This window comes from Thiocapsa sp., assembly GCF_018399035.1.
In the GTDB taxonomy this organism is placed as follows: domain Bacteria; phylum Pseudomonadota; class Gammaproteobacteria; order Chromatiales; family Chromatiaceae; genus Thiocapsa.
Window position 1 is genome coordinate 1,914,484 of sequence record NZ_CP073760.1, and the last position, 25,104, is coordinate 1,939,587.

Annotated in this window: 21 protein-coding genes; 12 read left to right on the forward strand and 9 right to left on the reverse strand. The window is 63.5% G+C overall.

Annotated features, from left to right (window positions below):
- Positions 1–108: 108 nt before the first annotated feature.
- Entirely contained in the window at positions 109–957 is an 849-nt protein-coding gene (locus KFB96_RS08725; RefSeq protein WP_300971419.1) for a hypothetical protein, read from the reverse strand.
- Positions 958–1,142: 185 nt separating this feature from the next.
- On the opposite strand from KFB96_RS08725, the gene KFB96_RS08730 reads away from it, so the two are divergent.
- Positions 1,143–1,460: a hypothetical protein gene (locus KFB96_RS08730; RefSeq protein ID WP_213462276.1), complete on the forward strand. Its 318-nt coding sequence runs from the start codon at positions 1,143–1,145 to the stop codon at positions 1,458–1,460.
- Here the strand turns inward: KFB96_RS08730 and KFB96_RS26580 are convergent.
- From KFB96_RS26580 to KFB96_RS08740, 3 genes are read right to left on the reverse strand one after another with little or no spacing between them, the layout of a single operon-like run.
- The gene (locus KFB96_RS26580) at positions 1,451–1,576 is read right to left on the reverse strand and encodes a hypothetical protein (RefSeq protein WP_300971421.1); all 126 of its coding nucleotides are present in this window, start codon (positions 1,574–1,576) and stop codon (positions 1,451–1,453) included. The genes KFB96_RS08730 and KFB96_RS26580 overlap by 10 nt on opposite strands.
- Before the next feature lie 49 nt (positions 1,577–1,625).
- Complete coding sequence (locus tag KFB96_RS08735) at positions 1,626–1,946, reverse strand: hypothetical protein (protein ID WP_213462272.1); 321 nt, start codon at positions 1,944–1,946, stop codon at positions 1,626–1,628.
- The gene (locus tag KFB96_RS08740; protein ID WP_213462270.1) at positions 1,946–2,710 is read right to left on the reverse strand and encodes a DUF2092 domain-containing protein; all 765 of its coding nucleotides are present in this window, start codon (positions 2,708–2,710) and stop codon (positions 1,946–1,948) included. Before KFB96_RS08740 ends, KFB96_RS08735 begins: the two co-directional genes overlap by 1 nt.
- A gap of 142 nt (positions 2,711–2,852) precedes the next feature.
- Between KFB96_RS08740 and KFB96_RS08745 the strand changes: the two genes are divergently transcribed.
- Positions 2,853–4,967, forward strand: a complete 2,115-nt coding sequence (locus tag KFB96_RS08745; protein WP_213462268.1) for a S9 family peptidase — start codon at positions 2,853–2,855, stop codon at positions 4,965–4,967.
- A 153-nt stretch (positions 4,968–5,120) separates the two neighbouring features.
- Here the strand turns inward: KFB96_RS08745 and KFB96_RS08750 are convergent, their stop codons facing one another.
- Positions 5,121–6,140: a hypothetical protein gene (locus KFB96_RS08750; RefSeq protein WP_213462266.1), complete on the reverse strand. Its 1,020-nt coding sequence runs from the start codon at positions 6,138–6,140 to the stop codon at positions 5,121–5,123.
- Positions 6,141–6,443: 303 nt separating this feature from the next.
- Between KFB96_RS08750 and KFB96_RS08755 the strand changes: the two genes are divergently transcribed.
- On the forward strand, positions 6,444–6,722 hold the full coding sequence (locus tag KFB96_RS08755; RefSeq protein WP_213462264.1) for a hypothetical protein: 279 nt from the start codon (positions 6,444–6,446) through the stop codon (positions 6,720–6,722).
- A 14-nt stretch (positions 6,723–6,736) separates the two neighbouring features.
- On the opposite strand, the gene KFB96_RS08760 is transcribed toward KFB96_RS08755, so the two are convergent.
- Positions 6,737–7,714 carry a PDC sensor domain-containing protein gene (locus tag KFB96_RS08760; protein ID WP_213462262.1) on the reverse strand — a complete coding sequence of 326 codons (978 nt, stop codon included), beginning with the start codon at positions 7,712–7,714 and terminating at the stop codon, positions 6,737–6,739.
- 199 nt (positions 7,715–7,913) lie between these two features.
- On the opposite strand from KFB96_RS08760, the gene KFB96_RS08765 reads away from it, so the two are divergent.
- Positions 7,914–8,174, forward strand: coding sequence for a hypothetical protein (locus KFB96_RS08765; protein ID WP_213462261.1), 261 nt, complete (start codon positions 7,914–7,916; stop codon positions 8,172–8,174).
- A gap of 112 nt (positions 8,175–8,286) precedes the next feature.
- On the opposite strand, the gene clpB is transcribed toward KFB96_RS08765, so the two are convergent.
- Positions 8,287–10,881, reverse strand: a complete 2,595-nt coding sequence (gene clpB, locus KFB96_RS08770) for an ATP-dependent chaperone ClpB (RefSeq protein ID WP_213462260.1) — start codon at positions 10,879–10,881, stop codon at positions 8,287–8,289.
- A gap of 368 nt (positions 10,882–11,249) precedes the next feature.
- On the opposite strand from clpB, the gene KFB96_RS08775 reads away from it, so the two are divergent.
- From KFB96_RS08775 to KFB96_RS08790, 4 genes are all read left to right on the forward strand, one after another.
- Complete coding sequence (locus tag KFB96_RS08775; RefSeq protein WP_213462259.1) at positions 11,250–12,170, forward strand: LysR substrate-binding domain-containing protein; 921 nt, start codon at positions 11,250–11,252, stop codon at positions 12,168–12,170.
- Between the two features lie 369 nt (positions 12,171–12,539).
- Entirely contained in the window at positions 12,540–12,734 is a 195-nt protein-coding gene (locus tag KFB96_RS08780) for a hypothetical protein (protein WP_213462258.1), read from the forward strand.
- 79 nt (positions 12,735–12,813) lie between these two features.
- Positions 12,814–13,257, forward strand: coding sequence for a hypothetical protein (locus KFB96_RS08785; protein ID WP_213462257.1), 444 nt, complete (start codon positions 12,814–12,816; stop codon positions 13,255–13,257).
- 10 nt (positions 13,258–13,267) lie between these two features.
- Positions 13,268–14,272, forward strand: coding sequence for a TIGR00341 family protein (locus tag KFB96_RS08790; protein ID WP_213462256.1), 1,005 nt, complete (start codon positions 13,268–13,270; stop codon positions 14,270–14,272).
- Between the two features lie 57 nt (positions 14,273–14,329).
- Here the strand turns inward: KFB96_RS08790 and KFB96_RS08795 are convergent, their stop codons facing one another.
- Together KFB96_RS08795 and leuA are read right to left on the reverse strand one after the other, a co-directional pair.
- Positions 14,330–17,650 (reverse strand): SNF2-related protein, encoded by a 3,321-nt coding sequence (locus KFB96_RS08795; protein ID WP_213462254.1) that lies wholly within the window; start codon positions 17,648–17,650, stop codon positions 14,330–14,332.
- 260 nt (positions 17,651–17,910) lie between these two features.
- Positions 17,911–19,578 carry a 2-isopropylmalate synthase gene (gene leuA, locus KFB96_RS08800; protein ID WP_213462253.1) on the reverse strand — a complete coding sequence of 556 codons (1,668 nt, stop codon included), beginning with the start codon at positions 19,576–19,578 and terminating at the stop codon, positions 17,911–17,913.
- A 256-nt stretch (positions 19,579–19,834) separates the two neighbouring features.
- Between leuA and KFB96_RS08805 the strand changes: the two genes are divergently transcribed.
- From KFB96_RS08805 to KFB96_RS08820, 4 genes are all read left to right on the forward strand, one after another.
- Entirely contained in the window at positions 19,835–20,299 is a 465-nt protein-coding gene (locus KFB96_RS08805) for an Lrp/AsnC family transcriptional regulator (RefSeq protein WP_213462251.1), read from the forward strand.
- A gap of 358 nt (positions 20,300–20,657) precedes the next feature.
- Positions 20,658–21,881, forward strand: coding sequence for a hypothetical protein (locus tag KFB96_RS08810; protein ID WP_213501886.1), 1,224 nt, complete (start codon positions 20,658–20,660; stop codon positions 21,879–21,881).
- Between the two features lie 219 nt (positions 21,882–22,100).
- The gene (locus tag KFB96_RS08815; protein WP_300971423.1) at positions 22,101–24,206 is read left to right on the forward strand and encodes a sulfotransferase; all 2,106 of its coding nucleotides are present in this window, start codon (positions 22,101–22,103) and stop codon (positions 24,204–24,206) included.
- Positions 24,207–24,319: 113 nt separating this feature from the next.
- Entirely contained in the window at positions 24,320–25,087 is a 768-nt protein-coding gene (locus tag KFB96_RS08820; protein WP_213462245.1) for an FkbM family methyltransferase, read from the forward strand.
- The last annotated feature ends 17 nt before the right edge of the window (positions 25,088–25,104 follow it).

Consider the following 25,104-nt stretch of genomic DNA (forward strand, 5'->3'; position numbering starts at 1 on the left):
TCATCCGGACCGATCTGCCAGCCTGCCGCTCTCATATGGTCCACGACGAGTCCGAAACGGTTGGGCTCAATCTAAACCGGGGATTTCGACATCGGTATCCGGGGAGAGTCAATGCCCGCCCAACACCAGCGTCTGGATCGGCAACAGCAGCGCCTGGATGCGCAGAAGCATCGCGTGCACCAGACCGACGGTGTCGATGGCGTGCAGCCCGAGTCTGCTCAGAGCGCCGATGTCCGGATCCTGCAACGCCGCGTGGTTGCTGGTATAGGTGTTGGCGATGCAGTTGCCGCCCTGAGGAAGGTCGTCGAGCTGGCCGGCGTAGAGCGGTTCCATCATGACGGTCAGGGTGCCCGGTTTGGCGAACTGCCGGACATCGACCAGCGTGTCGGTCGGACGCACCTGACCCGTAGCGATCACGTGTTGAACCTCGGTCACGACCATCGGGATGATCGTCCAGGGCTTGGCGATGCAGGTCACCTCGCCGATCATGCCCACCTTCAACACCTGCGACTCGATCTGCCCGAAACCGGCCATCAGGCCGTCCACCTTGCGCTCCGGCACCAGGATACCGGCGGGTCTGAGCATGGGGTTGACGATATCGCCCGGCTGGAGCGCGAACGGTTGCACGATCCCGTCGGTTCCGGCCACGACAAGGGTCTTTTTAAGCTCGACCTCGGCCTCGTGGAGCGCTGCTTCGGCGCTCGCCTTTTCGGCCGGAAGCTGAAACTGCATCTGCGAGACGATGGCCTCGCGGCTCGCCAGGGCCGCGTCGAGCGCCCCCTGCTGGGTATCGACCTGCACGCGGATGCGTGCGACATCGCGCTCCGCCACCGAACCGGGACTGCGGCGCTGCACTTCCGCCCTGGCAGCGAGCTCGTCGACGGCTTGCCGGAGCGCGCCGCGCGCCTGAACGATGCGACCGTCCGCTTCGGCAAGCTGGGACTTGGCGACGACCATCGAGGCATCGACCTCCGCGATGCGCCGACGGGCCGATTCGACGTTTGGTCAAGCGGTTGCGGTAACTCGGGGCCGGAGTTCGCGGCGATTCGCTCGAGCGAGCGGGCGATCGACGACAGCGGCGTTCCAAAATCGGGCAAGGGAACGAGTGCAAGCAGCAGCCCGGCGACCCAAAAGGCGTGGTTGTGGGTGAAGAGCGCGAGGAGCCCCAACACCGCGACGATCTGGAACTGCATCTTCTGACCGCGATGCGCCAGTTGCTCGGGCAACGAATGGAGCTTGAGATAAAAGACGCCGACACCGATCACGGCGATCAGCACGAAGATGGCCATCGCCACGAACAGCACATCGGTTTCCCCCGGCGCGGTGACGAAGGATGGCAAGTGGTGGATTGCGGCCGGGTGTGGCAGGTCCGCCATACGAAAATGTCCTGGGTGCGTGTTGAAGGGGTTATTGATTGGTCTGAGAGACACGCTCGACGGCCGTCTGCAATTCACTCATGACGCTCCCCGGCCGCGTCGGCAAGGTCCGCCGGGAGCGCGAAGGGCGCAGTGAAGCCCAGCGGCGGCATGAACAGCGCGCCGCCGCCGGAGCGATCGATCGATCCGAACCTTCGCATGGATCGGGCGCATGGATCGGGCGCATGGATCGGGTCGAAGGGCATTCGATCAGTCGACGTACACCACCGCGTAACGTCCGCCGTAGGGCTGATAGTAGGTCCCTCCGCAGGAGTGCAGGGATGTGCCGTCGATGACGACCGTGCGGCAGCCCGCGGGCAGCGCGGACACATAGACCGCCGAGCGGTGAATCGTCCGGCGCGTGGTGCGACGGGCGACGCCGGCAACGCTCCCGGCCGTCATCGGACGACCCACGACCGCGTGCGCATCCTTGATCGCGATGCCGATCGGCAGCCAGCCATCGACGATGAGCGCGGCGGCGATGAGTCCGATCCCCATCGCGATTGAGTTGATTGGACGGCGTCTCTTCATCACGGAGCCTCCTCGATCATGAGCGCACCCAGGTCGTCGACCGAGAGCGTTTCCAGTTGGCGGGCACCCGCGGGGGCGACAAAGGCGAAGCGATCGGCCGCGATCGTCGGCGCCGTATCCCAGTCGCGGAACCGAACGGTGTATTGCGGGGCACCGGTCACCCATTTGCTGGTGATGACATATTTCAGCGGCAGCGGCTGATCGCCGGAACGGACCCAGATCTGCCAGTCGACCTTGGCGGCCCGGAAGGCCAGATGATGGGCCTCGGTCCCGTCGACGTAAGAAATGCCGAGATAGGCGCCCGTGGTCACGTCGGTCATCAAACCCGGATAGGGGTCGGCGTAGAAGAGATCGCCCGCCGGGGCGTCGAAACCCGTCGCGGCACGCAGCTCGGTCACCGCTTGGTCGATGGTGCCGGGGGCTTCGATCTGCGCGTAGATCTGGAGGCGTTTGCCATGCAGCGTCAGGGTCCGACCGTCGAAGACGACCTCCAGATCGGCCAGCGGTCCCTGCCGATGGGCATGAAAGTGATTGGGCCGCTCGACCAGGAGGCTTGCCGAGCTGCTCAGCTGCAGCTTCTGGCCGGCGCAATCGATGACCTCGTCATCCACATCCGCCTGCACGCTGAAGGCGGCCAGACCGCCCGGATAGCTCGACATGGCGCGCAGGACGATGATCGCCTGCACCGCGGTCCAGGTCAGCCAATGCAGGGCGCAGCGTTTCCACCGCAGGGTGGCTGCAAGCAGCAGCCCGAGCCAGAACACCGGCGAGCCCGCTCCCCGGCGCGCTATCTCTGGTCGCGACCTCCGTCAGCCCCGCCGCTGCATGTTGACGGCACATCCCGCCCGCGCTAGCCTCCTGGCTCTGGCCAGTCTAGACGCCCAAGGTGGCCTGGATGTCCTACCCGTGGAGTTGACCGTGATTCTTCATCGGGCAAGAAGCCTCGTTCATGCGATGGGGCTGCTCTTGTTGGTTTCTCTCACCGGCTTTTCACAGGCGGGGGATACAGGCGCCGGTCGGGCCACCAATGGAACCACGGTATCATCCAAGACCTCCGCAACGACTGTTTCCCCCGCCCCAGAGCAATCTGAGTACAGCATCGACTCGATCCTCTCCGGGGCGTATGTAGCCGAAACCGCGGTATCTCGCGATGGGTCTCTTGTCGCCTACACGGTCATGCGGGGCAAGGTGGAAGCCGACCGTAACGCGAGGACCTCCGAGATATGTGTGGCGAACCCGGACGGCACGGTCAAATGTGCGGTCGGGGCGGACAAGGGTGTGGTCTCATCGCCTCGCTTCTCGCCCGATGGGTCTCGTATGGCCTTTCTCGCCCCGGCGGAGGCAGGAGACCTGGAGGGGACCATGCAGGTGTACGTCTCAAGGGTCTCCGAAGAGCATACGGAGCAGATCACGCAGCTTCCAAATGGCGTTGTCGCTCTTGAATGGTCGCCCGCAGACGACCGGCTCGCGCTCGTGCTGGTCGACGTACCCCAGAGTGTCCCCGGGCCGGAAGGTGCGGCGGACGACGCGATCGTCGCCGCAGAGCAGGTGGTGCGGATGAACCTCTGGGTATTGGACGCACGCGCGGAAGCCGAGCCTGTCCGTCTTACCGACGGAGACTATCGAATCGAAGGATTGAGCTGGTCACCGGATGGACAGTCGATCGCTTTCACGCACGCGCAGGCCTCCCAGCCCGAGGGGTGGCACGTGGACGTCAGCATCGTGGATGTCGAGGGCAAGGCGGTAGTGCCGGTAGCTGCAACACCGGCCGCCGAGATGCAGCCGGTGTTCTCCCCTGATGGCCTGACCATCGCCTTCATCCGCGGCGAAGAGCCCACGGCCGACTTCAGCGCCTGGCGGATGGAGCTGGTTCCGACCCCCGGTAGAACTGGTGGTATCAAGAGGACTCTCGGTGCGACTTGGAATGAGATGCCCATGCCACTGGGCTGGTCTGCGGACGGAGAAGCCGTCTTCTTCGAAGAGGCGGTGGGTACGGCTCACGTAATCGCCGCCTTGCCCGTCTCCGGAGAACCTCCCATGATGCTCACCCCTGACGACGCGGTGTGTGGTGCGGTCTCCTTGAGCGCCGATGGGAGCACGCTCGTATTTGCCATGCAGGACTTTCGCACGGCCCAGGAGGCTTACACGGCTCCTGCGACGACGAAAGAGGCCCTCATCCCCAGGCGATTATCGGGGGTGAACCAGGATGTGGTCGGGCGTGCAGTGCCGAAGGTGGAGGTCGTGAGCTGGACGTCACCCGACGGCATGGACGTGGAGGGCATTCTCACCTATCCGCTCGGCTATGAAGAGGGTGAGAGCTATCCCCTCGTTCTTTCCATTCACGGCGGTCCGGCTGAGAGCTTCTCGCAGAGCTACTTCGGCCAGCCCGACGTGTACCCTTACGCCACCTGGGCGGCCAAGGGCTATGCGGTGCTGCGCCCCAATCCGCGCGGCTCGACCGGTTACGGAGCAGACTTTCGGAAGGCGAACATTGCCGACTGGGGTGGCGGCCCCTACACGGATCTCATGGCCGGCGTGGACAAGGTGATCGACATGGGACTCGCCGATCCCAACCGTCTGGCGGTGGTTGGCTGGAGTTACGGCGGGTACATGACGGCCAACATCACAACGCGAACCGACCGGTTCAAGGTCGCCGTGGTCGGGGCGGGACCCGTCGATCTTGTCTCGCAGATGGGCACCACTGACCTGCCCGATATGGTCCCGGCTTACATGGGTGGACACCCGTGGGAGATTCCTGACCGATATCAGAGTCAGTCACCCCTCTTTGGCGTCGGCAGGGTGCGCACACCCACCCTCATCCTGCACGGTACAGACGATACCCGCGTGCCCTATAGCCAAGCGCAACAATGGCACGCTGCTCTTCGAGTCACGGGCGTGGCGTGTGCGTTCGTCAGCTACCCGCGTTCGGGCCATGTCGTGCAGGAACCGCAGCTCATGAAGGACCTGCAAATCAGGGTTCTCGAATGGGTAGACGAGCGCTTGGAGTCGACACCGGGATAGGGAGCGTGCCGGGAAGAGAAAACGCCGATTGGGTTGCTCTTGAGTCCGCTGACGTTGACCGTTTCCATGCCTAAACCGCGCCGGCTCCAGCGGTTCTGAAATCCGCCGGGGCCGATCCCATCCAAAAACATCGCATACCGCACTGGGCGCGGTTTAGCTCCCATGGGAATAAAGATAGCGCTCTGCCGCGGCCACGAAGTCCTCGCGCGGTGGAATCTCGCCGGGCGTGATGATCAGCGGCAGCATCACAAGCCGCCGCCCGCGCGCGTTGTGCAACTCCTTCAGGACGATGCGGCGGGCCGACGGATCCCCTGCATCGCGCCGGATATTCATCGCATCGAGCGAGAGGGCGAGCTCTTCCGCCCAGAACTGGCGTTCGGACTCGGCGAGCGCGTCGGCGAGGATGCCGAGATGCGCCCGCAGGACGCCCTCGTCCGTGCCCAAGACCGCAAGCTGAGCCGTGATCGCATCGAGCTCGGCCATGAGGGCGGCGGGGTCGGGAGGCGCGCCTTGTGCTTCCTCGAAGGTCCAGCCCCCACGCTCCAACGCCGCGTGCTTGCGGCGCAGCAGGTCGCGCTGGCGGATCAGGTCCTCACGCTCCACCCGGACCTCGGCGATCCGGTTCAATGCCAAGGCGAGCAGATGGTCGAAGGCACGCCGTTGCAGGGCACGGCGCATCTCGGCATCATCGACGCGTGGATCCACCAAGCGATGACCGGTGAAGCTGACGGCGACTTGCGGCACATCGCGCCGCACCTGGTCGCCGACCAGATCCATGCCGAGGATGTTTCGCTCCACACGCTCGGCGAGAAGCACGCAGGTCACCCGCTCGGCGGCAACACGCTCCTGCGTGGTCAGAAAGGCCGTCAGCGCGGGATCCCGTCCGAAGATCCGGAGCATGTCCGCGGCGGATGAGAAGACCGCGGACAGGCGAGGATCTTCGCCATGCTCGCGACGCCCCGCCACCAGCGGTGCCGGGATGGCGTCCACCAGGGCGACGACCTGATCGATCGCGTGGATGACCGGCACCCGCAGACGCTTGCGGTAACCCGGCAGCAACCGCAGCCGCGCGTCCGTGCCGTCCACGGCGCGCTCGATGGCCGCATCGATCAGCGATTCGGGATAGCGTCCGCGTGACTCCCCACCGCGGAAGATGGATTGGAACAGGTTCACGCCGCTGGTATCCCCGTCTGAACCGACTGATCAGGTAACGTGTCGGAAAAAGCCAAGCACCACATCGAATCGTTGTCGTTGTCGTTGTCGTTGGTCGATTACGACAACGACAACGACAACGACAACGACAACGGTGGAAAAGGGATTCTCTCGTCAAGTTGTTCTTCTTAATTCCGAACCCTTCCCACGGCGTGTCTTGCAACAGTTTCGATCTCGCAGAGTCAAGCGTATTCTCTTGCTCTCGGCTCGTCACGCGCCGATCGGCGCGGACACGGCATCAACCCAATCGCCCGGGAGAGCACCATGACCGCTACCTCGCACCAAGACGGTGTCATCGTTGCCATTCTCGAACGCTTCGAGAAGTTTCGACTGCCGCGCGCGCTCGACATCAAGGCGAAGGTCGACCGCGGCGAGAGACTCGACGACACCGACCTCGCCCATCTTCACGCGGTCTTCGAGGATGCGGAGGGTATGAAACGCTTCGTGGACCAGCGTCCGGACGTGCAGGGGATCTACACGCGCGCGATCGCCCTATACCAGGAGATCACCAAGAAGGCATTGGAGAACGAGCAATCGGCTTAAACCGCGTCCACACCTCAGCTGCTGCCGCCCTCCAGCGCACAGGACTCGCCCGTGCCGATCCAGAAATCCAGGCTCTTGTGCAGGAAATCGTCCCACGGCATGTAGTGCGAGCCGTCGCACGAGAAGTTCAGCCCGACGATGCCGTTGTAGATGTTGAGCGATCCCGAGCGCAGATAGATGTTCTCGTCCATAAAGCGCAGTGCCCGGAAGGTTTGGAAGACCTCGGCGACGCGTTCCAACGGAATGGCGGCATCCGCCGGATAGGGGCGCTGCGGATAGGCGAGACAGGTGCCCGGATCGGCGAGGTCCTCGTAGTCGAGGATGCGGAACCGAAAGGGGTCGTCGACAAGCCAGAGGGTGGCGCGCGAGCTGGAGAAATGCAGCTTGCCGTGGAAGACGCCGTGCGCGGCGATCAGCTCGACGAGGAGAGCGAGGATCTCGTCGATATGCCCGTCCATCAGGCTCTCGACGCGCTGTTGATCGAACAGACCGCCGCGGATCGCCGGATCGCCTTTGAGCTGGAGCCATTGCTCCGGCTGCTGGTAGAGCTCGCGAGTGAGCGGAAGCTCGCGCAGATCGAAGTCGGCACCCAGATAGCCCAGCCGTGCGCCCTCCTCGTCCTCGATCCGCTGAATGGCGGTGAGCGAGGGACGCCGGGCGTTGCGGCTGATATAGGCGGGCGACAGGGAGAAGCGCTCGCCGGCGAGCGCGTCGATCATGTAGGGACGCTCGCACCGATCCCGGCCCCAATGCTCCGGCAGCAGTCCCTGCGGGGAGACGTTCGCCGTCAATTGGCGGGCATCATGGTCGAGCACGTAAAGATACTTGCAGGACGCAAGCGTCGGCAATGCCGCGAGCAGGATTTGCTCCAAGGCGGTGCGATCCGGCCAAGCCGCGCGACACGGCTCGACCAGCCGCGCGAGCGATGCCGCCAGGCGACCCTGCAAAAGGATGCGTTGACGTGCGACGACCGTTTTGAGCGCTTGGCTCATCGCAAGGGCCTCCCGATTCGAGTGAAGGTCGGATTCTATCCGGAATCGACCGGACGGGCCGATCGCACTGAAGTCCCCGGTCGGGCACATCGAGAAATCCGAACAAAAAACCGACTAAATCGGAAGGATTAGACGTTTTGATTCGCCTCTGAATCAACGACATTTCGAATACAACAAAAACCTTAGGAGGAGACTCAAGATGCGTATTCCGACAGTAACCGATCTTTCGAATGCCATCGATGCGGCGATGCGTGTCCGCGATCGACTCGCATCGATGGATGCAGGGAAGGTCGCCACGCGCACCGTCGGCGGTGCCGTGGTGCTGACCGCGGCCTTCTTGGTCGTCGTCAACCCTCACGCTACGTCGACCCCGGATCCGAGTGTGGTCGTCTCGGCACGCATCGCACCCGTGGGCACCGTGCAGCTCGGCGCACCGATCATCCGCTCGGCGGTGGAATGAGATCGAAATTCCGCGACTGAACGCCCGGCTGATCATCCCGGGACAAGTCACTCGAAAGGCGCGAAGGGTCGTCACTCCTTCGCGCCTTTTTCGTTCGATCACTGCCCGAGCGCTATAGGATTTCCCCCTGCAGCACCCGCTCGAAGCTGAGCTGGCCGTTCTCCAGACCCACCTCGATCAAATCGCCGGGAGCGAACTTCCCGGACAGGATCTCTTGGGCGAGCGAATTTTCGAGCTGCGCCCGGATCGCACGCTTGAGCGGACGCGCGCCGTAGACCGGATCGAAGCCGGCCTCGCCGAGATGATCCAGAGCGGCATCGCTGACCTCCAGCGCCATGTCCCGATCGGCCAGGCGTTTGCGCAGATAGTCGATCTGGATCCGCGCGATCGCCCGAATCTGTGCCGGCTGCAAGGGATGGAAGACCACGATCTCGTCGAGCCGGTTGATGAACTCGGGCCGGAAGGCCACGCGCACGATCTCCATCACGGCGTCCTTCATCTCGGCATAGTTGGCCTCGCCGGCGACCTGCTGGATCACGTCCGAGCCCAGGTTCGAGGTCATGACGATCACGCTGTTACGAAAATCCACCGTGCGTCCCTGCCCGTCCGTCAGTCGCCCGTCGTCCAGCACCTGAAGCAGCACATTGAAGACATCCGGGTGCGCCTTCTCGACCTCGTCGAGCAGGATCAGGCTGTAGGGACGGCGCCGAATCGCCTCGGTCAGATAGCCGCCCTCCTCGTAGCCGACGTAGCCGGGCGGCGCGCCGATGAGACGCGCGACCGAGTGTTTCTCCATGAACTCGGACATGTCGATGCGGACCATCGCCTCGTCGGTGTCGAAGAGGAAGGACGCGAGCGCCTTGCACAGCTCGGTCTTGCCCACACCGGTCGGCCCGAGAAAGAGGAATGAGCCGATGGGGCGACCCGGATCCGACAGTCCCGCACGCGAGCGGCGGATGGCGTCGCTCACCGCGCGTACCGCCTCGGCCTGGCCGACGACGCGCTTCTCGATCTCCTGCTCCATGCGCAGCAGCTTGTCGCGCTCGCCTTCGAGCATGCGCGAGACCGGGATGCCGGTCCACTTGGAGACGATCTCGGCGATCTCCTCCTCCGTCACTTTGTTGCGCAGGAGTCGGTTCTCGCCCTGGTCGGTATCCGCGGCAGAGGCGAGCTGTTTTTCCAGCTCGGGGATGCGCCCGTACTGCAGCTCGGACATGCGCCCCAGGTCTCCCGCACGCCGCGCGGTTTCCATTTCCACACGCGCGCGGTCGAGCGCCTCCTTGATGTGCGCCGTCCCCTGCACCGCCGCCTTCTCGGACTTCCAGATCTCGTCGAGATCGGAGAACTCGCGCTCGGCACGCTCGATCTGACTCTCCAGATCGGTCAGGCGTTTCTTGGACGCATCGTCCGACTCCTTCTTGAGCGCGACCTGCTCGATCTTCAGTTGGATCAGACGCCGATTGAGCCGGTCCATCTCCTCGGGCATGGAGTCGATCTCCATGCGGATCTGGGAGGCGGCCTCGTCGATCAGATCGATCGCCTTATCGGGCAGCTGGCGATCGGAGATATAGCGATGCGAAAGCACCGCCGCGGCGACGATGGCCGGGTCGGTGATCTCCACCGCATGATGGACCTCGTAGCGCTCCTTGAGTCCGCGCAGGATGGCGATGGTGTCCTCGACATTCGGCTCTTCGACCAGAACCTTTTGAAAGCGCCGCTCCAGGGCCGCGTCCTTCTCGACATATTTGCGGTATTCGTCCAGCGTCGTCGCACCCACGCAATGCAACTCGCCGCGCGCCAGCGCCGGCTTGAGCATGTTGCCCGCGTCCATCGAACCCTCGGCCTTGCCGGCGCCGACCATGGTGTGCAGCTCGTCGATGAAGAGGATGATGTTGCCTTCCTGCCGACCGATGTCGTTCAGGACCGCCTTGAGGCGCTCCTCGAACTCGCCGCGAAACTTGGCCCCGGCGATCAAGGCGGCCATGTCGAGCGAAAGCAGGCGCCGACCCTTGAGCCCTTCGGGGACTTCGCCGTTGACGATGCGCTGTGCCAGACCCTCGACGATGGCGGTCTTGCCCACGCCAGGCTCGCCGATCAGCACCGGGTTGTTCTTGGTGCGGCGTTGCAGGACCTGGATGGTGCGCCGGATCTCGTCATCGCGCCCGATGACCGGATCGAGCTTGCCCTGCTCGGCGCGCTCGGTCATGTCGATGGTGAACTTTTCGAGCGCCTGACGCTGCTCCTCGGCGTTGGGGTCGTTCACGCTCTGCCCGCCGCGCACCCCCTCGATCGCTTTTTCGATCGCCCCCTTGCTGGCGCCCGCCTCGCGCATCGCGGAACCCAGAGCCCCGCGATCCTCCAGCGCGGCCAACACGAAAAGCTCGGAAGAGATGTACTGATCGCTGCGCTGCTGCGCCAGCTTGTCGGTCTGATTCAGGAGTCTGTTCAGATCGTTGCCGACATGGACATCGCCCCCCGCCCCCTCCACGGTCGGCAGTCGGTCGAGCTGCTCACCCAGCGCCGAGCGCAACCGGTTCACGTTGACGTCGGCGCGCGTCAGCAAATGACGCACCGATCCGCCCTCCTGATCCAGCAGTGCAATCATCAGGTGAAGCGGCTCGATGAACTGGTGATCCCGTCCCACGGCCAGGCTCTGCGCATCCGCCAAGGCCATCTGAAACTTCGCGGTCAGCTTGTCCATTCTCACGGTGAATGACTCCTGAGTTTTTATAAGGTCATTGCGGAGGTGGGGAATCGGCCGGAGGCAATCAAGCGGGGGGTGCCTCCTGGGTTCGGGGTTCGGGGTTCGGGGTTCGGGGTTCGGGGTTCGGGGTTCGGGGTTCGGGGTTCGGTCTAAACCGCGCCCAGTGCGGTATGTGATGTTTTTGGATGGGATCGGCCCCGGCGGATTTCAGGCCGTAGGTTGTGCCGAGCCGTGCGAGGCACAACCAACCATCGGAGCGAGTTGTGCTTCTTACCGTCAGCACAACCTACGGCTCTGCCGTGCTCCGGTAGGGGCGACTGAAGTCGCCCCTACCGCTGGAGGCCGGACTCCCGCCGCTGTATCATCGCTGCGTGAACCTCCGAGACCTCAAGTACATCCTCGCCGTCGCCGAGACGCGCCACTTCGGGCGTGCCGCGGAGCGCTGCTTCGTGAGTCAGCCGACCTTGAGCGGGCAGATCAAGAAGCTCGAGAAGGAGCTCGACGTGGTCATCTTCGAGCGGACGAACCGCTCGGTGGAGATCACACCGGTCGGCGAGGCCATCCTCGGGCATGCCCGGCTCGCCTTGGAGCAGGCCCAGGCCATCGAGCAGGTCGCGCGCGCCCATCAGGATCCGCTCGCGGGTCCGCTGCGTATCGGGGCCATCCCGACACTGAGCCCCTATTTGATCCCGCAGATCCTGGTGCCGCTGAAGCGTACCTACCCGAATCTGAAGTTGATCCTATCGGAGGAGATCACCGACCTGCTCCTCGGTCGCCTCGTGCGGCATGAGATCGACGCCGCGCTCCTCGCCACGCCGGTCGAGGACACGGATCTGGATAGGATGCCGCTGTTCGACGAGCCCTTTTGGCTCGCCCATCCGCGCAACGACCCCTTGTACGAGAAGGACGAGATCACGGCGAAGGACCTGGAAGAGGTCGATCTTCTGCTGCTCGCCGACGGTCATTGCCTCACCCACCAGGTCATGGAGGTCTGCCGTCTCGCCGAGCGACCCACGAAGGGCGAGATGGCGGACTTGCGCGCCGCGAGCCTGGAGACGCTGCTGCAGCTCGTCGGTGCGGGCTTCGGCTGCACCCTGGTCCCGGCACTGGCGATCCGCGGGGCCTGGATGACCGACAGCGGCATCATCGCCCGCCCGCTGAGTAGCCTTCCGGATGCGTTCCGTCGCATCTCGTTGGTCTACCGGCGCAGCTTCCCGAGACGTGCGGCACTGCAGGCCTTCGCCGAGGTGATCCGGCAGCACCTCCCGAACACGGTGAGACGTCTGAGCTGATCCCGATCAGGGAATCGTCCATTTCTTGCCGCTCGACACGCACATGCAGGTCACCGAGATTCGAACCGAATGCGTCCCCGTTCGGCACCTTTTGTCTTGCAAAGCCCGACGCTGCACGCATTTTTATCAATCTATAGATCCGCATCAATCCGTTGCGGAAAAGAATCATGAGTGTTGCGATGCCGACAAAAACGCCTCGATACGCTAGACTGCATGTGGGGTCAACGACAAATCGCTTGCGTTTGTTTGTTGCGAAACGGCTACAGATGCTGAGTAGCCAAGGGTCTCGACGAGATGGCAAGACTTGTGCGTTCGTCAATGCAAGTCGTCATCGTCCGTCTTTGGATCCATCGTCAGGGGATACGCGTCATGAGCACACAACGATCACTCGCCTTTTGGGAACTTTGCCGTCAAGGGCTTCCGCTGCTCGCGGATGCGGCCGACGACTGCTGGGAGCGCGGCAAACGGTTCGAGCTGCGCAGCGACATCGCGGTCACGCGATCGCTGAAGGTCCTCATCGATCGGTGCAACTGGGAGATCGAGCGCAAGACCCGCGCGGCCTGAAGCGCATCCATCGGGCGTACGCCGGAATCCAACCGGGCTCTCGGCGTGCGGATGTGCCTGTCGGGCACGCGCTGCCGCGATGAGTGATCTCGAAGGTTACCTGATCGTCGAAACACGTGAAGACCGGCCCGGTCTCGTGCGCGTCTTCAGTTCACCGCAGAACCCGACGCCCTCGGACGTCGCGGCAACGGATCCCTCAGCGCCACGTCTGCGCTACGCCGCCTTTTTCCCCGCACTCCACGTCGCCCGGATGCACGCAGCAACGGCACTTCGGCACAGCATGGTCGATGCGGAAGCCGGCCTCTATCGGACCGACCCGGTGACCGCGGCCGCCGCCGTCGATGCGATCGATTTGAGCCATCGACGCGTCTATCTGGCGCCCGAGATCGAATCCGACCCGGGCTTCTCCGCCGGGCGCGAGCAACGGCGCGGGCGTCAACGCTTGGCAAACCGCATCTGGATAACTGTCGGGGTCTTGGCGCTCATTCTGCTCGCCCTGTTCGCCCGGATCCCGGTCTTCTGAGCGCAAACCCATGCGCATCGTCGAGGTCATCGCAGATCAAAAACACGCCAAAACGCTCGCCGGGATGGCGAAGTTCTACGGCGCCGAGGATTTCTGGTGGGGCGGCGACGGAGGCGACGGGCGCTGCAGCATCCGCATGCTGGTCCCCGACGATTCTCGGCAAGCACTGATCGACTCGCTGCAGGATCTGTTGAAGGCCAACGACCGTGCACGCATCGTCGTCCAGTCCATCGACGCCGTCTTGACCCACGAAGGCCAGGACGACAAGCACCTCGAGAAGGATCAGGCCAAGGCCGTCGCAGCCACACGCGAGGAGCTCTACAGCCAGATCGCCAAGGGCGCCCAGCTCGACAGCAATTTTCTGGTGTTGACGGTCCTCTCGACCCTGGTGGCCGCGATCGGTCTGATCGAGAACAATGTCGCGGTCGTCATCGGCGCGATGGTGATCGCACCCCTGCTCGGACCCAACATCGCGCTCGCCTTCGCCACCTCGCTCGGCGACAAGGAGCTGACCTGGCTTGCCTTCAAGACCGACTGCGCCGGGATCGGCCTCTCCCTCCTGATCGCCGTCGTGATCGCGCTGGTCCTGCCGATCGGACTCGACAGCCCCGAGATCCTGTCCCGCACGGATGTCGATCTCGGCGGCGTCGTCTTGGGACTGGCCTCGGGTGCCGCGGCGGTTCTCTCGCTGACGACCGGCTTGTCCTCCACGCTGGTCGGCGTCATGGTCGCCGTCGCCCTGCTGCCGCCTACGGCCACGTTGGGGATGATGTTGGGCGTCGGACGGTGGGAAGAGGCGCTCGGCGCCTTTCTGCTGCTGATCGTCAATATCGTCTGCGTGCTGTTGTCGGCAAAGGTCGTCTTCCTGCTCAAAGGGGTACGACCGCGCTCCTGGACCGATCGCAACCGGGCCAAACAATCCAACGCGATCTATCTCTCGCTCTGGGCCGTGCTTCTGATGCTGCTGATCGCCGTGATCCTGATCAGGACGGCCGGGTGGCATGCCGCCTGGTAAGGGTAAGGCCGCCGAGGCGGTTGTCGTCGGTTCGGACGCAGTCGGCCCGGTCCGGGTTCAGTCGTCGACCAAGGGTGCGAACAAGAGATCCAGGTCATCCGGACTCAAGGTGCCTGATGCGGCACCGCCGCCTGCGAGCATCGCGTCGGCGAGGGCCTGTTTTCGCGCCTGCAGATCGGCGACGCGTTGCTCGACAGTGCCCTCGGTCAAGAGCTTGTAGACAAACACCGGCTTGTCTTGGCCGATGCGGTGAGCCCGGTCGGTCGCTTGGCGCTCGGCCGCGGGGTTCCACCAAGGGTCATAGTGGATCACGGTGTCCGCCGCGGTGAGGTTCAGCCCGGTGCCGCCGGCCTTGAGGCTGATCAGGAACAGGGGCACCTCCTCGTCCTGGAAGCGATCGACCGGACGGTCGCGATTGCGGGTGCGCCCGGTGAGTTTCACGAAGTCCTGATCCTCGCGCAGTCCGCGCTTGATCAGCTCCTCCTCGATCAAGGCCAGCATGCTCGTAAACTGCGAGAAGAGCAGCACGCGCCGCCCCTCCTCGAGCAGATCGGGCAACAGGGTCATCAAGAGCTCCAGCTTGGCGGAGCCTTTGACCCGGCGCGCGCTCTCGAGCGACACCAGACGCGGATCACAGCACACCTGGCGCAGCTTCAGCAGGGCGTCCAGGATAATGATTCCGCTGCGCGCAAGGCCCTTGCGCGCCACCTCCTCGCGCACCTTCTCGTGCAATGCCAAGCGCAGGGTCTCGTAGAGATCGCGCTGATCGTCGGCAAGGGGGACCTCGCGGATGATCTCGCTCTTGGGCGGCAGCTCGGCGGCGACGGTTTCCTTGGTGCGACGCAACAGGAACGGGGCGACCCGCCGACGCAGCTCGTCCTGACGCACGTCGTCGCCATGGCGCTCGATCGGGACTCTGAACAGCCGCCGGAAACGGCGCTCGTCGCCGAGCAGCTCGGGCATCAGGAAATCGAGCAGCGACCACAGCTCGCCGAGATGATTCTCCATCGGGGTGCCGGTCAGGCAGATCCGATGGCGGGCGTTCAACCCGCGGGCCGCTTGTGCGGCCTTGCTGCGCGGATTCTTGATGTTCTGGGCCTCGTCCAGGATCAGCAGGTGGAACTCCTGCTCCGCGAGTGCCTCCAGATCACGCGGCAGCAGCGGGTAGCTCGTCAGCACCAGGTCGTGATCCGGGATGGACGCGAACCGCGTGTGTCGCGTCGAGCCGTGCAGCGAGAGGACCCGCAACGCCGGGGCGAACCGCTCGGCCTCGCGGCGCCAGTTGAAGAGGAGACTCGTCGGCGCGACCACCAGGCTCGGGCGATCGGCCCGCCCGCTCTCCTTCTCGACCAAGAGATGGGCCAGGGTCTGCACCGTCTTGCCGAGACCCATGTCGTCGGCAAGGACACCGCCGAGCCCGTATTCGCGTAGAAACTGCAGCCAATCGAGCCCTTGGCGCTGATAGGGCCGAAGCTCGACGGTCAGCCCGACGGGCGGCACGATCCCCTCCAACCCCTGGAAGTCACGCAGCTTCCGGCCCCATTCGCGCACCGACTCCCCGCCGCGCCAGCGCAGCGCCGGGGCCGCCGCCTCCAGCTCCGCGAGCTGTGCGGCATGGACACGCGACAGACGCAAGCGGCCCTTGCTCCCCTGTGATCCCAGCGGACCCTCGGGGTCGTACAGCTCGATCAAGGTCGAGAGGATGGGCCGCAAACGCTCCACCGGCATCAGGATCAGCCGCCCGTCGGGCAGCCGCATCTGCAGGCGCGTTTCGGCGTCCATCGCCGCGAGCGTCCGCGTGGAGAGGTCCACCTGATAGCGACCGATCAGCTCCACCAGCAGCGGAAGCAGGTCGACCCGCTGTCCGTCGACCTCCACGCCCAACCCCAGGTCGAGCCAGTTCCCGCCCTCGCCCTCCGCGATGTCCATCTCCCAATCGCCGATCTCGGCGATCCGAAAATGAAAGCCCTCCTCGACCTCGATCCGCCAACCCTGCGCCGCGAGATCGGGCAGCCCATCCTGCATGAAATCGATCCAGGTTTCGGGATCGGCACGCTCGAGCCAGAGACCATCGGCGTCGGACGCCTCCGTGGTGCGATGGAAACCCGACGCCTCGAGCATGCCGATCGCCGCCTGTTCGGCGGCGGGTTGACGCTCCACCTCCACAAGCACGCCCTGCTCGACGCGACGCAGCACCGGCGCGCGGTCGCGCGGATCGACCGAGGTAGCGCCATAGGCGAACTCGAGCACGGCATGATGTGCCCACTCGGGCTGACGCTGGATACCCCAGTAGCGTCCCACGCTGCTTGCCGCCCGATCGACGCTGCGCAGACGCAGCCGTGGAACGGGTATCTCCGAGTGGCTGCGACGTCGCTCGGGGCTCTTGGGCAGGTGAACCGAGCGCCCCTTGAAACGCTCCCGCGCGGCCTGCTCCAGTGCCTCCACCGACTCGGGCGCCACCACCGGGGCTGCGGCCAAGACGCCGGCCTCGCGGTCATCCAAGCCGGTCTCGAGCGGACCACAGTCGCCGGTCTCCGGATCCAGATACCAGGGCGGCGACATCGGCAGCAACAAGAGCCCCGGGCGGTCGGCCTCGAGGATCACGTGCAGCCGGGCATCCTCTGCGAGACGCCACTCCAACCGAGCCGCGAGCGGACCCGCATCGCGCAGGACCGGGCCATCGATCGTGCGCAGATGACCACGTCCGGTCCGCGCGATGGTCTGCATGACATCCGCGCCGGTCAGCGTGTCCAGATAGACCGCGCTCGGGTCGGCGCCGCCCCGCGCGATCGCGAGCAACCCCATGATGCGTTGATCCGCCGGACCGACGAAACTCGCTCGGGAGGAACCGAGGATGTTGAAATCCTGTGGTTTACCGTAGCCGCCGGCGAGCAACTGCCGCACCTTCGCAGCACGCACCCGCGTGCGCCTGATCCCGAGGTACTCCTCCGGATCGATGAGATAGAGGATGCGATGGGGTTCCTCCTCGGGAACGCCCGACGCACGCTCGATCTGATCGAGCCAGCTCTTCAACTGAAACGGCAGCGCGCGCGCCGCGGCCGGCAAGGTTGCGCGCGTCGCTCGCCGACCCAACGACAACAATACGGCCGCCACGTGCTTGCAGTTGTACCCCACCGGACAGGAGCATTGTCCGACCACCGTCAGGGCGCCGTCGGCCCGCTCGCCGAGTTGCACGATGCACTGATAGATCCGCCCGCCCGAGCCCCGTACACGCCCCGTCACGATCCCGCGCTCGGCATCGTGATCCGCGCTCAGCACGCGCTGCTCTTGGAGATAACGCCTGCCCCGTTCCAGGTAGGTCGGCGGGATCGCATGTTTCAGGGTTTCGGGGTCGAGCAGCAGTGGAGCGGAAGGCATCGCGTGTCTTGAGGGTTACGGCAGGAAAGCAGCGAGACTACAACCTCGAGAAGGGGAGTGGAAGGCGTGGCGTACAGTCGGGGCAGACAGGCCCGGACGCCGACCGCGTATCGCAGTGCCCCGTCGTGCCGTGCCTGGACGTCGCTCTCGCTCCTCCACCCTGCCGGGCCTCGCCGCGATTCAACACCGTAGCTTGTGCCGAGCCGTGCGAGGCACAACCAACCGCCGGCGGACGTTGTGCTGCCTATCGTCAGTACAACCTACGCCGCCCGAGCCTGCCGGACCTCGCCACGATTGAGCGCGGACAAAACGGCACCCAGCGAGGCGGCCACCGTGTCGCGATCGATGGCCGCACCGGCGATCCGCTGCGATCCGAGCTCCAGCTGAACATAGGCGATCGCCTCGGCATCCGTCCCCTCGCCGATCGCATGCTCCTGATAATCCAGGATGCGCACCGGTTGACCGGTCCAGCGCGACCAGGCATCGATGAAGGCGGCCATCGCGCCATCCCCTTCACCGCGCAGCCGATGCTCGCCGTCCGGTCGCGCGATGCGGGCCTCGATCACATCGTGCCCGTTGCGCTCCAGCCGATAACCGAGCAGCCGGACCGGGGTTCGATCGACGACGAAATGGTCCATAAAGATGCGGTGAATGCTCTCGGCATCCATCTCCCCGCCACGCCGTTCGCTCTGCGCCTGGACCAGTCGGGCCAGCTCGACCTGCATCCAGCGCGGCAGGTTCAGCCCGAAATCGCGCTCCATGACAAAGGCGACACCGCCCTTCCCGGACTGGCTGTTGACCCGGATGACCGCCTGATAGCTGCGGCCTAGATCACGCGGGTCGATCGGCAGATAGGCGACCTGCCAGGGCTCCTCCGGGCTCTGACGCATCAGGCTCTTGCGGATCGCATCCTGGTGACTGCCCGAGAAGGCGGTATAGACCAGCTCGCCCACCCAAGGGTGGCGCGGATGCAGCGCCGTCCCGGTGCACTCCTCCACCACCCGGACGATCTCGTCAGGATCGCTCAGATCCAGACCCGGATCGATGCCTTGGCTGTAGAGGTTCATCGCCAGGGTCACGATGTCCAGGTTGCCGGTGCGCTCGCCGTTGCCGAGCAGGGTCCCCTCGACCCGATCCGCACCCGCCAAAAGGGCCAGCTCCGCCGCAGCCGCCGCGCCCCCGCGATCGTTGTGGGTATGCACCGACAGGACGATCGCCTCGCGCCGCGAGATGTGCGTCGCGAAATACTCGACCTGATCGGCGAAGACATTCGGGCTCGCGACCTCGACCGTCGCCGGCAGATTGACGATGCACGGCCGTTGCGGGGTCGGCTGCCAAACGTCCAGAACCGCCTCGCAGACCTCGACGGCATAGTCCGGCTCGGTGGCCGTGAAGCTCTCGGGCGAGTACTGGAAGGTCCAGCGTGTCGCGGACCGGCGTTGCGCCTCGCGCAGGACCCACTCGGCACCCTGACGGGCGATCGCCGTCACGCCCGCCCGATCCTGCCCGAACACCCATTCACGCTGAACCGGCGAGGTCGAGTTGTAGAGATGGACGATCGCGCGCGGGGCACCCTCCAAGGCATCGAAGGTGCGCCGGATCAGATCCTCGCGCGCCTGCACCAAGACCTGCACGGTCACGTCCTCGGGGATCTTGTCTTCCTCGATCAACCAGCGCACGAAGTCGAAGTCGGGCTGGCTCGCGGCCGGGAAACCGATCTCGATCTCCTTGAAGCCGAGCTTGACCAGAAGCGCCCAAAGACGACGCTTCTGGGCGACCCCCATCGGCTCCAACAGCGCCTGGTTGCCGTCGCGCAGATCCACGCTCGCCCAGATCGGAGCCTGCTCGACGACACGGCTCGGCCAGCGGCGGTTCGGCAGATCCACCACCGGACCGCGACGATACTTTCGGGGGTCAAAACGGGTCATGCTGTTTCTCCGGTCGGGGGCTTGGCCGCTCGCGTCCCGGTAAGGACTGTGAGCCTGGTGGGCAGGTGCCTCGCGAGCCCTTGCCCGGTTCGCGGCTGGTTGGCCGACGGGGATAGAATAGGCTCGACAGGCACGCAGATGATTGCAAAGATGCCTTTCCAACGGATCATTTGCGCAAGGATCTGCCACTCTTTGCGACCTATTCGGCAGATCAGCAATCGCCATCCCGGACGAGCCACCGGACGGAGCAACCCCGATGAAGCTGGACCGTTACGACCGCCGGATCCTCGAGGAGCTGCAACGCGACGGCCGCATCAGCAATCAGGAGCTGGCCGACCGCATCGGCCTGTCGCCCTCGCCCTGTCTGCGACGCGTACGGGCACTCGAGGAGTCCGGCATCATCCGCGGCTATGCGGCCCTGCTCGATGCCAAGACGCTCGGGCTCAACCTCATGGCGCTCCTGAGCATCTCGATGGACAAACACACCCCGGAGCGCTTCGAGCGCTTCGACGTCGCCGTCGCGGCCATCCCGGAGGTGCAGGAATGTCTCTTGATCACGGGACGCGACGCCGACTACCAGCTCAAGGTCGTGGTGCGCGACATGGATGCTTACCAGGATCTGCTGCTCAACAAGATCACCCGCATCGAAGGGGTGACCGGCGTACACTCGAGCTTCGTCCTGCGGCGTGTGGTCGAGCGTGCCAGTATCCCGCTGGATTGAGTCCGATGAACGGTACGGCGAAGACCAAGACGCAGAGCGATTTGAGCCATGTCGCAGAGCGATTGGAAATTCTGCCCATGGAGCTGATCGCATGAGGAAATCGGGAAACGTCAGATCTCTCAGCGCCAGAGCTTTTCGGGCCTTGATCATCGTTTCGCCCATAACCCTAGTCAAGCGTAGGGCATCACAACGTATGGTTTTGCAAATCCGAATGTTACGGCTACGTTACTTTACATTTCTTTACTTGAAACCGAAATCATAAATGAATTAGTTTGTGTACGAGCATAACGCTCGGATATCTGAACGGCACACGAAGCAAACGATTCGCCCCCTAAACATAAAGAAAAGGATCAATTAAATGAATAGGGTACAACTTGTCACGGTGATCATCTTGGGGGCAGTTACCCTGTCATCAAAGGTATCCTCTGCTCCTCCTGAAGGCACGGTTTCAATGCCGGTGGATCTGATTGCAGCGCAATCTCTGAGTACTGAGACTTACTGGTCCTCGGAGCGAATGGAGAAGGCGCTCCCGGTCGTGCTTCAAAGACGACCCGACACCGACAGCCAATCAATGCAGTCGACCGAGGTCTTTGAAACGCATTCCGATCCACCGATCCTCATCCCGGGCCGCCCCCCCATTTCCGAGGATTCGGATTTCGAGACGTTTGATACCTCGGCCATCGCACTCGACAGCGCGATGCCGAACCAAATTCCGTCAACCTTCGGCTCCCCACCAGCGAATCCTCAGGATGGGCCTTACCCCCCTTTTCAGCGCTGGAGCATGCAGGGTTCCTATAAGGTGTGGCCTAGATCCATTCACGGAAAGCTCTTTCTGACGCTGGACGGAAAAGATCGCGTCTGCTCCGCAACCGTGATCGGACGCAGTGTAATCGCAACGGCTGCTCATTGCGTGAGCAATGGGCGGGGGACTTGGGGAACAAACTTCCTTTTCTGTCCGGGCTACAACCAAAGCGGACCTCTAAATGGAACAGGCTGCTGGGCGACGAGGGGTGTCTATGCGGCCAACGCTTATCATTTCAGGGGCGACTACGATTATGACTACGCCTGCCTGATCACCAACCCGACCGGAGTCGAGCGCTTCAGCGCAATCGGGGATATCACCGGTTATTCCGGACTGACCTACAACTGGCCGTCATCCCAATTGACGATCGCCTTCGGTTACCCTGTAGCGGCTCCTTTCAATGGCGATGCCATCCAGCAGATTGCCTCGGTCGAGTGGTACGAGACCGATACGACGCCGGGCGATCAGGCGTCGAAATATATCGGAGGCGATCTTACCGCCGGTGCCGACGGAGGCGGATGGTTCCTGAGCTGGAGGCATCCTACGGCCGAGTTTCCGGATACCGACAACAATCGATTCACCGACCCTGCCGGGGCGATGAATGGCCCCTTCCTGAATGGCCTCACCAGTCACCGGCGGTGCCGTATGAACTGCAGCAATCCTCCATCCGCCGGGGCGGGTGAATTCTGGCAAGAGATGGGTTCGCCGGTTTTCCGCAGCACCGAGTCCGATAACCAAGATGCATCCGACATCTTCAACGCATGCCTGAGAAACCAGTAACACAGAGTCCCCTGTTCGCGTCATTTCAAGGATGAAGATGCTTGGCCCCAGCAAAGGACTCGCGCGTGGAGCGCTCCCGGACCGCGGCGGCCGGGAGCACTCGATTCAGGGTGCGGGTAACCGCAGAGGTGTCGGGGTCCTCGGCAGCAGCAGTGGACCTTCGACGCGAAACCTGCGAAGGGCGGAATCGAGTCGTCGCGAGCGGTTTAGGCGAATCTTATGATTTCGAACGTGCAAATCGAGACTCCGGTGGCCATCGGAGGTGTCGGCGGGAGCGGAACGCGCCTTATCGCCGAGATGTTGATGCGGCTTGGGTTCTTCCTCGGCAGCGACCTCAACGAATCTCTGGACAATCTTTGGTTCACGCTTGCATTTAAGCGCCTCGAGATCCTGAGATGCCCGGACTCCGAGTTCCAAACCTGTGTGGATCTGTTCGTAAGACGCATGCAGGGCTGCACGGATTTCGCCGTGGACGACCAAGCGTTCCTGAAGCAACTCGCCCGGGCGGATCGACTGCAGCACGACTCGCCGTGGCTTGAAGAGCGTGTTGCGTCCTTCTGCAGCCCGGCGGCCACTCCCGCTCCAGGTGGCGGCAAATGGGGCTGGAAAGAGCCCAACACGCAGGTCATCGCGGAGCGCCTCATGCGCTCGATGACGGGACTCAAATACATCCATGTCGTTCGCAACGGCCTGGACATGGCCTACAGCCAGAATCAGAACCAGCTGCGTCTCTGGGGCCCATGGGTCTTGGGAATGGACCGGATTGCGACTGACCCGCGACACGCACTGAAATACTGGTGCCGGGTCCATGAGCACCTTATCGGCGTCTTCGATCGGTTTCCCGGTCGTTGCCTCTGGGTTGATTTCGACACACTCTGCATGGATCCGCACCCGACGCTCGAGGGGATGTTTGATTTCCTCGATGTCAATCCGAGCCCCCGTCGCATCGACGAGTTGGCCTTGCTGATTCGACCTCCGCACTCGATCGGCCGTTATCGAGGCTTCGATAGCTCGCGACTGGATCCGCAGGACATTGCATCCGTGGCCAAGCTGGGGTTTCCGACCGAGAACGACACCTCGACATCGGATGTTGCCGATGTGCAAAAAAAGGAGTCCAGAACCGCGCCCGGGCCCCAAAGAACAGCCCTTGTCGTATTGGGCATGCATCGCAGCGGCACTTCGGCCTTTACGCGGGTTGCGGGATTGCTCGGAGGAGCCGTACCTCGAGATCTCATGCAGCCTGTCGCGGACAATAACGAAGCCGGGTTTTGGGAGTCGATGGGGATCTATCGGCTGAACGACACCCTGCTGCGCTGTGCAGGCTCGCGCTGGGACGACTGGCGCGACCTCCCATTCGACTGGGACAACCATCAAGTCTCCGATGCATTCATGCGAAGAGCGACGGCCGCTGTTCACCATGCATTCGGGTCCAAAGACCTCATCGTCATCAAAGACCCAAGAATTTGTCGGATTTTCCCGTTCTGGCACGATGCGCTCCAAGAGATGGGGATGGATGTCCTGTGCCTGCTCCCGGTGCGAAATCCAATGGAGGTGGCTGCGTCGCTGAGAAGGCGAGATGGTTTCGATCCGGCGAAGTCGTACCTTTTGTGGTTGAGGCACACGCTTGATGCCGAGGCGGCGACACGCGGTTTGCGAAGATCCATCGTCACCTTCGACCACCTCATGTCGGATTGGCGAGACTGCGCCATGCGAATCCAACAGCATCTGGGGATGACCTGGCCACGCGCATTCGTGATGGACGCGGCCGGGGATATCGATCGGTTCCTGCAGGAGCGTCTCAGACACAACCGCGCATCCGCGCAAGATCTCGACAACGACACGAGTGCGCCCCAATGGGTCAAGCAAACCTTTTCATCGTTTCTCAAGCTCGTCGATCAACCCGACTCTTCTGACGCACTATCTACGCTTGACCACGTCAGAGAAGAACTGCGGCAGGCTGACCGAGCGATCGGACCTGTCTTTCAACTTGAGGCAATTGCCGGGAAACGGCTGACTCGCACTGTCGGCACCATCACAGCGAGCCTTGCTAGGCATAAGGTGCTTGTTCAGGAGCTGGAGTGCATATTGTCTCGATATCGGTCGGAGACGAATGAGCTCCGCTCGGAAATTCTCGTTCTCGAGAATCGAGTCGCTGCGCTTGAAGCGAAGCTCGCTCGATGCCGCTGCCGCGCCAATTGCAACAGCCCCCCGTCGGCAACTGCGGGTGCATTCCGGCAAGAGGAGGGGTCTCCGCAACTCCTGCGCTCGGCATCGGATAACCAAGACGCATCGGATGTTTTACAGTACTGCTTCGATAATCAATGAAAAATGAAAGCGGCTCCCCACCCTTCGGGAGCAGCGTTTCGGTCGCACGCTGGGCCGATCGGCTGCGAGGGCATCCTCGCCTTGTCCCTTTTTAGCCTAAGGGTTGATGCGACGTGTCCAGATCGACGAAACGAACCCGAATACAGATCAGGAAGATCGTCACCGTATTCGGAGGGCGCCGAGCACGCTGGTTGCTGTGGTGCGAGCGCTGGGGCGACCGGAGCCTAGTCTCCCTTGAGTACCGTGGGCGCAAGCATCACCTTCGACTCAACAGCACCGACCCTTTGGTGTGGTTCAGCGTCTTCATACAAGAAGATTACGGGGCAAATTTACCCTTCGAGCCTCGCGTCATCGTCGACGCCGGTGCCTACACCGGGCTGTCTGCCATCTACTTCGCCAATCGATATCCCGGAGCCAAGATCATCGCCCTAGAGCCGGATCCGGAGAATTTTCGCCTCTTGACGCGGAATGTCGGAGCGTACGATCGAATCCGCCCCGTCCATGCTGCGCTTTGGTTCGAGGACACCGAGTTGGCCCTATACCGCCGTCCGGAAGGTCATTGGGCCTCGACCATACATGCCGCGAGTCTCGCGTCCGGCTACGCAAAGGCCGATCGGCCGATCCCGGCGATGCGAATCGAGACGCTCATGTCGCGATTCGCCGTCCCGGAGATCGACGTGCTCAAGGTCGATATCGAAGGAGCGGAGAAAGAGGTCTTCGAGCACAGCTCCGCTTGGATCGACCGCGTCGGAGCCATCTTCATCGAGACACACGACCGCTTGAGGGCCGGCTGCTCGGACGCGGTTGTTGCGGCGACACCAGGCTTCGCTCGCGCCCAGACCTCGCCGATGACCGAGCTTTTGATCAATCCGGCGCACTAGGCTGTCAAGGTGATCGT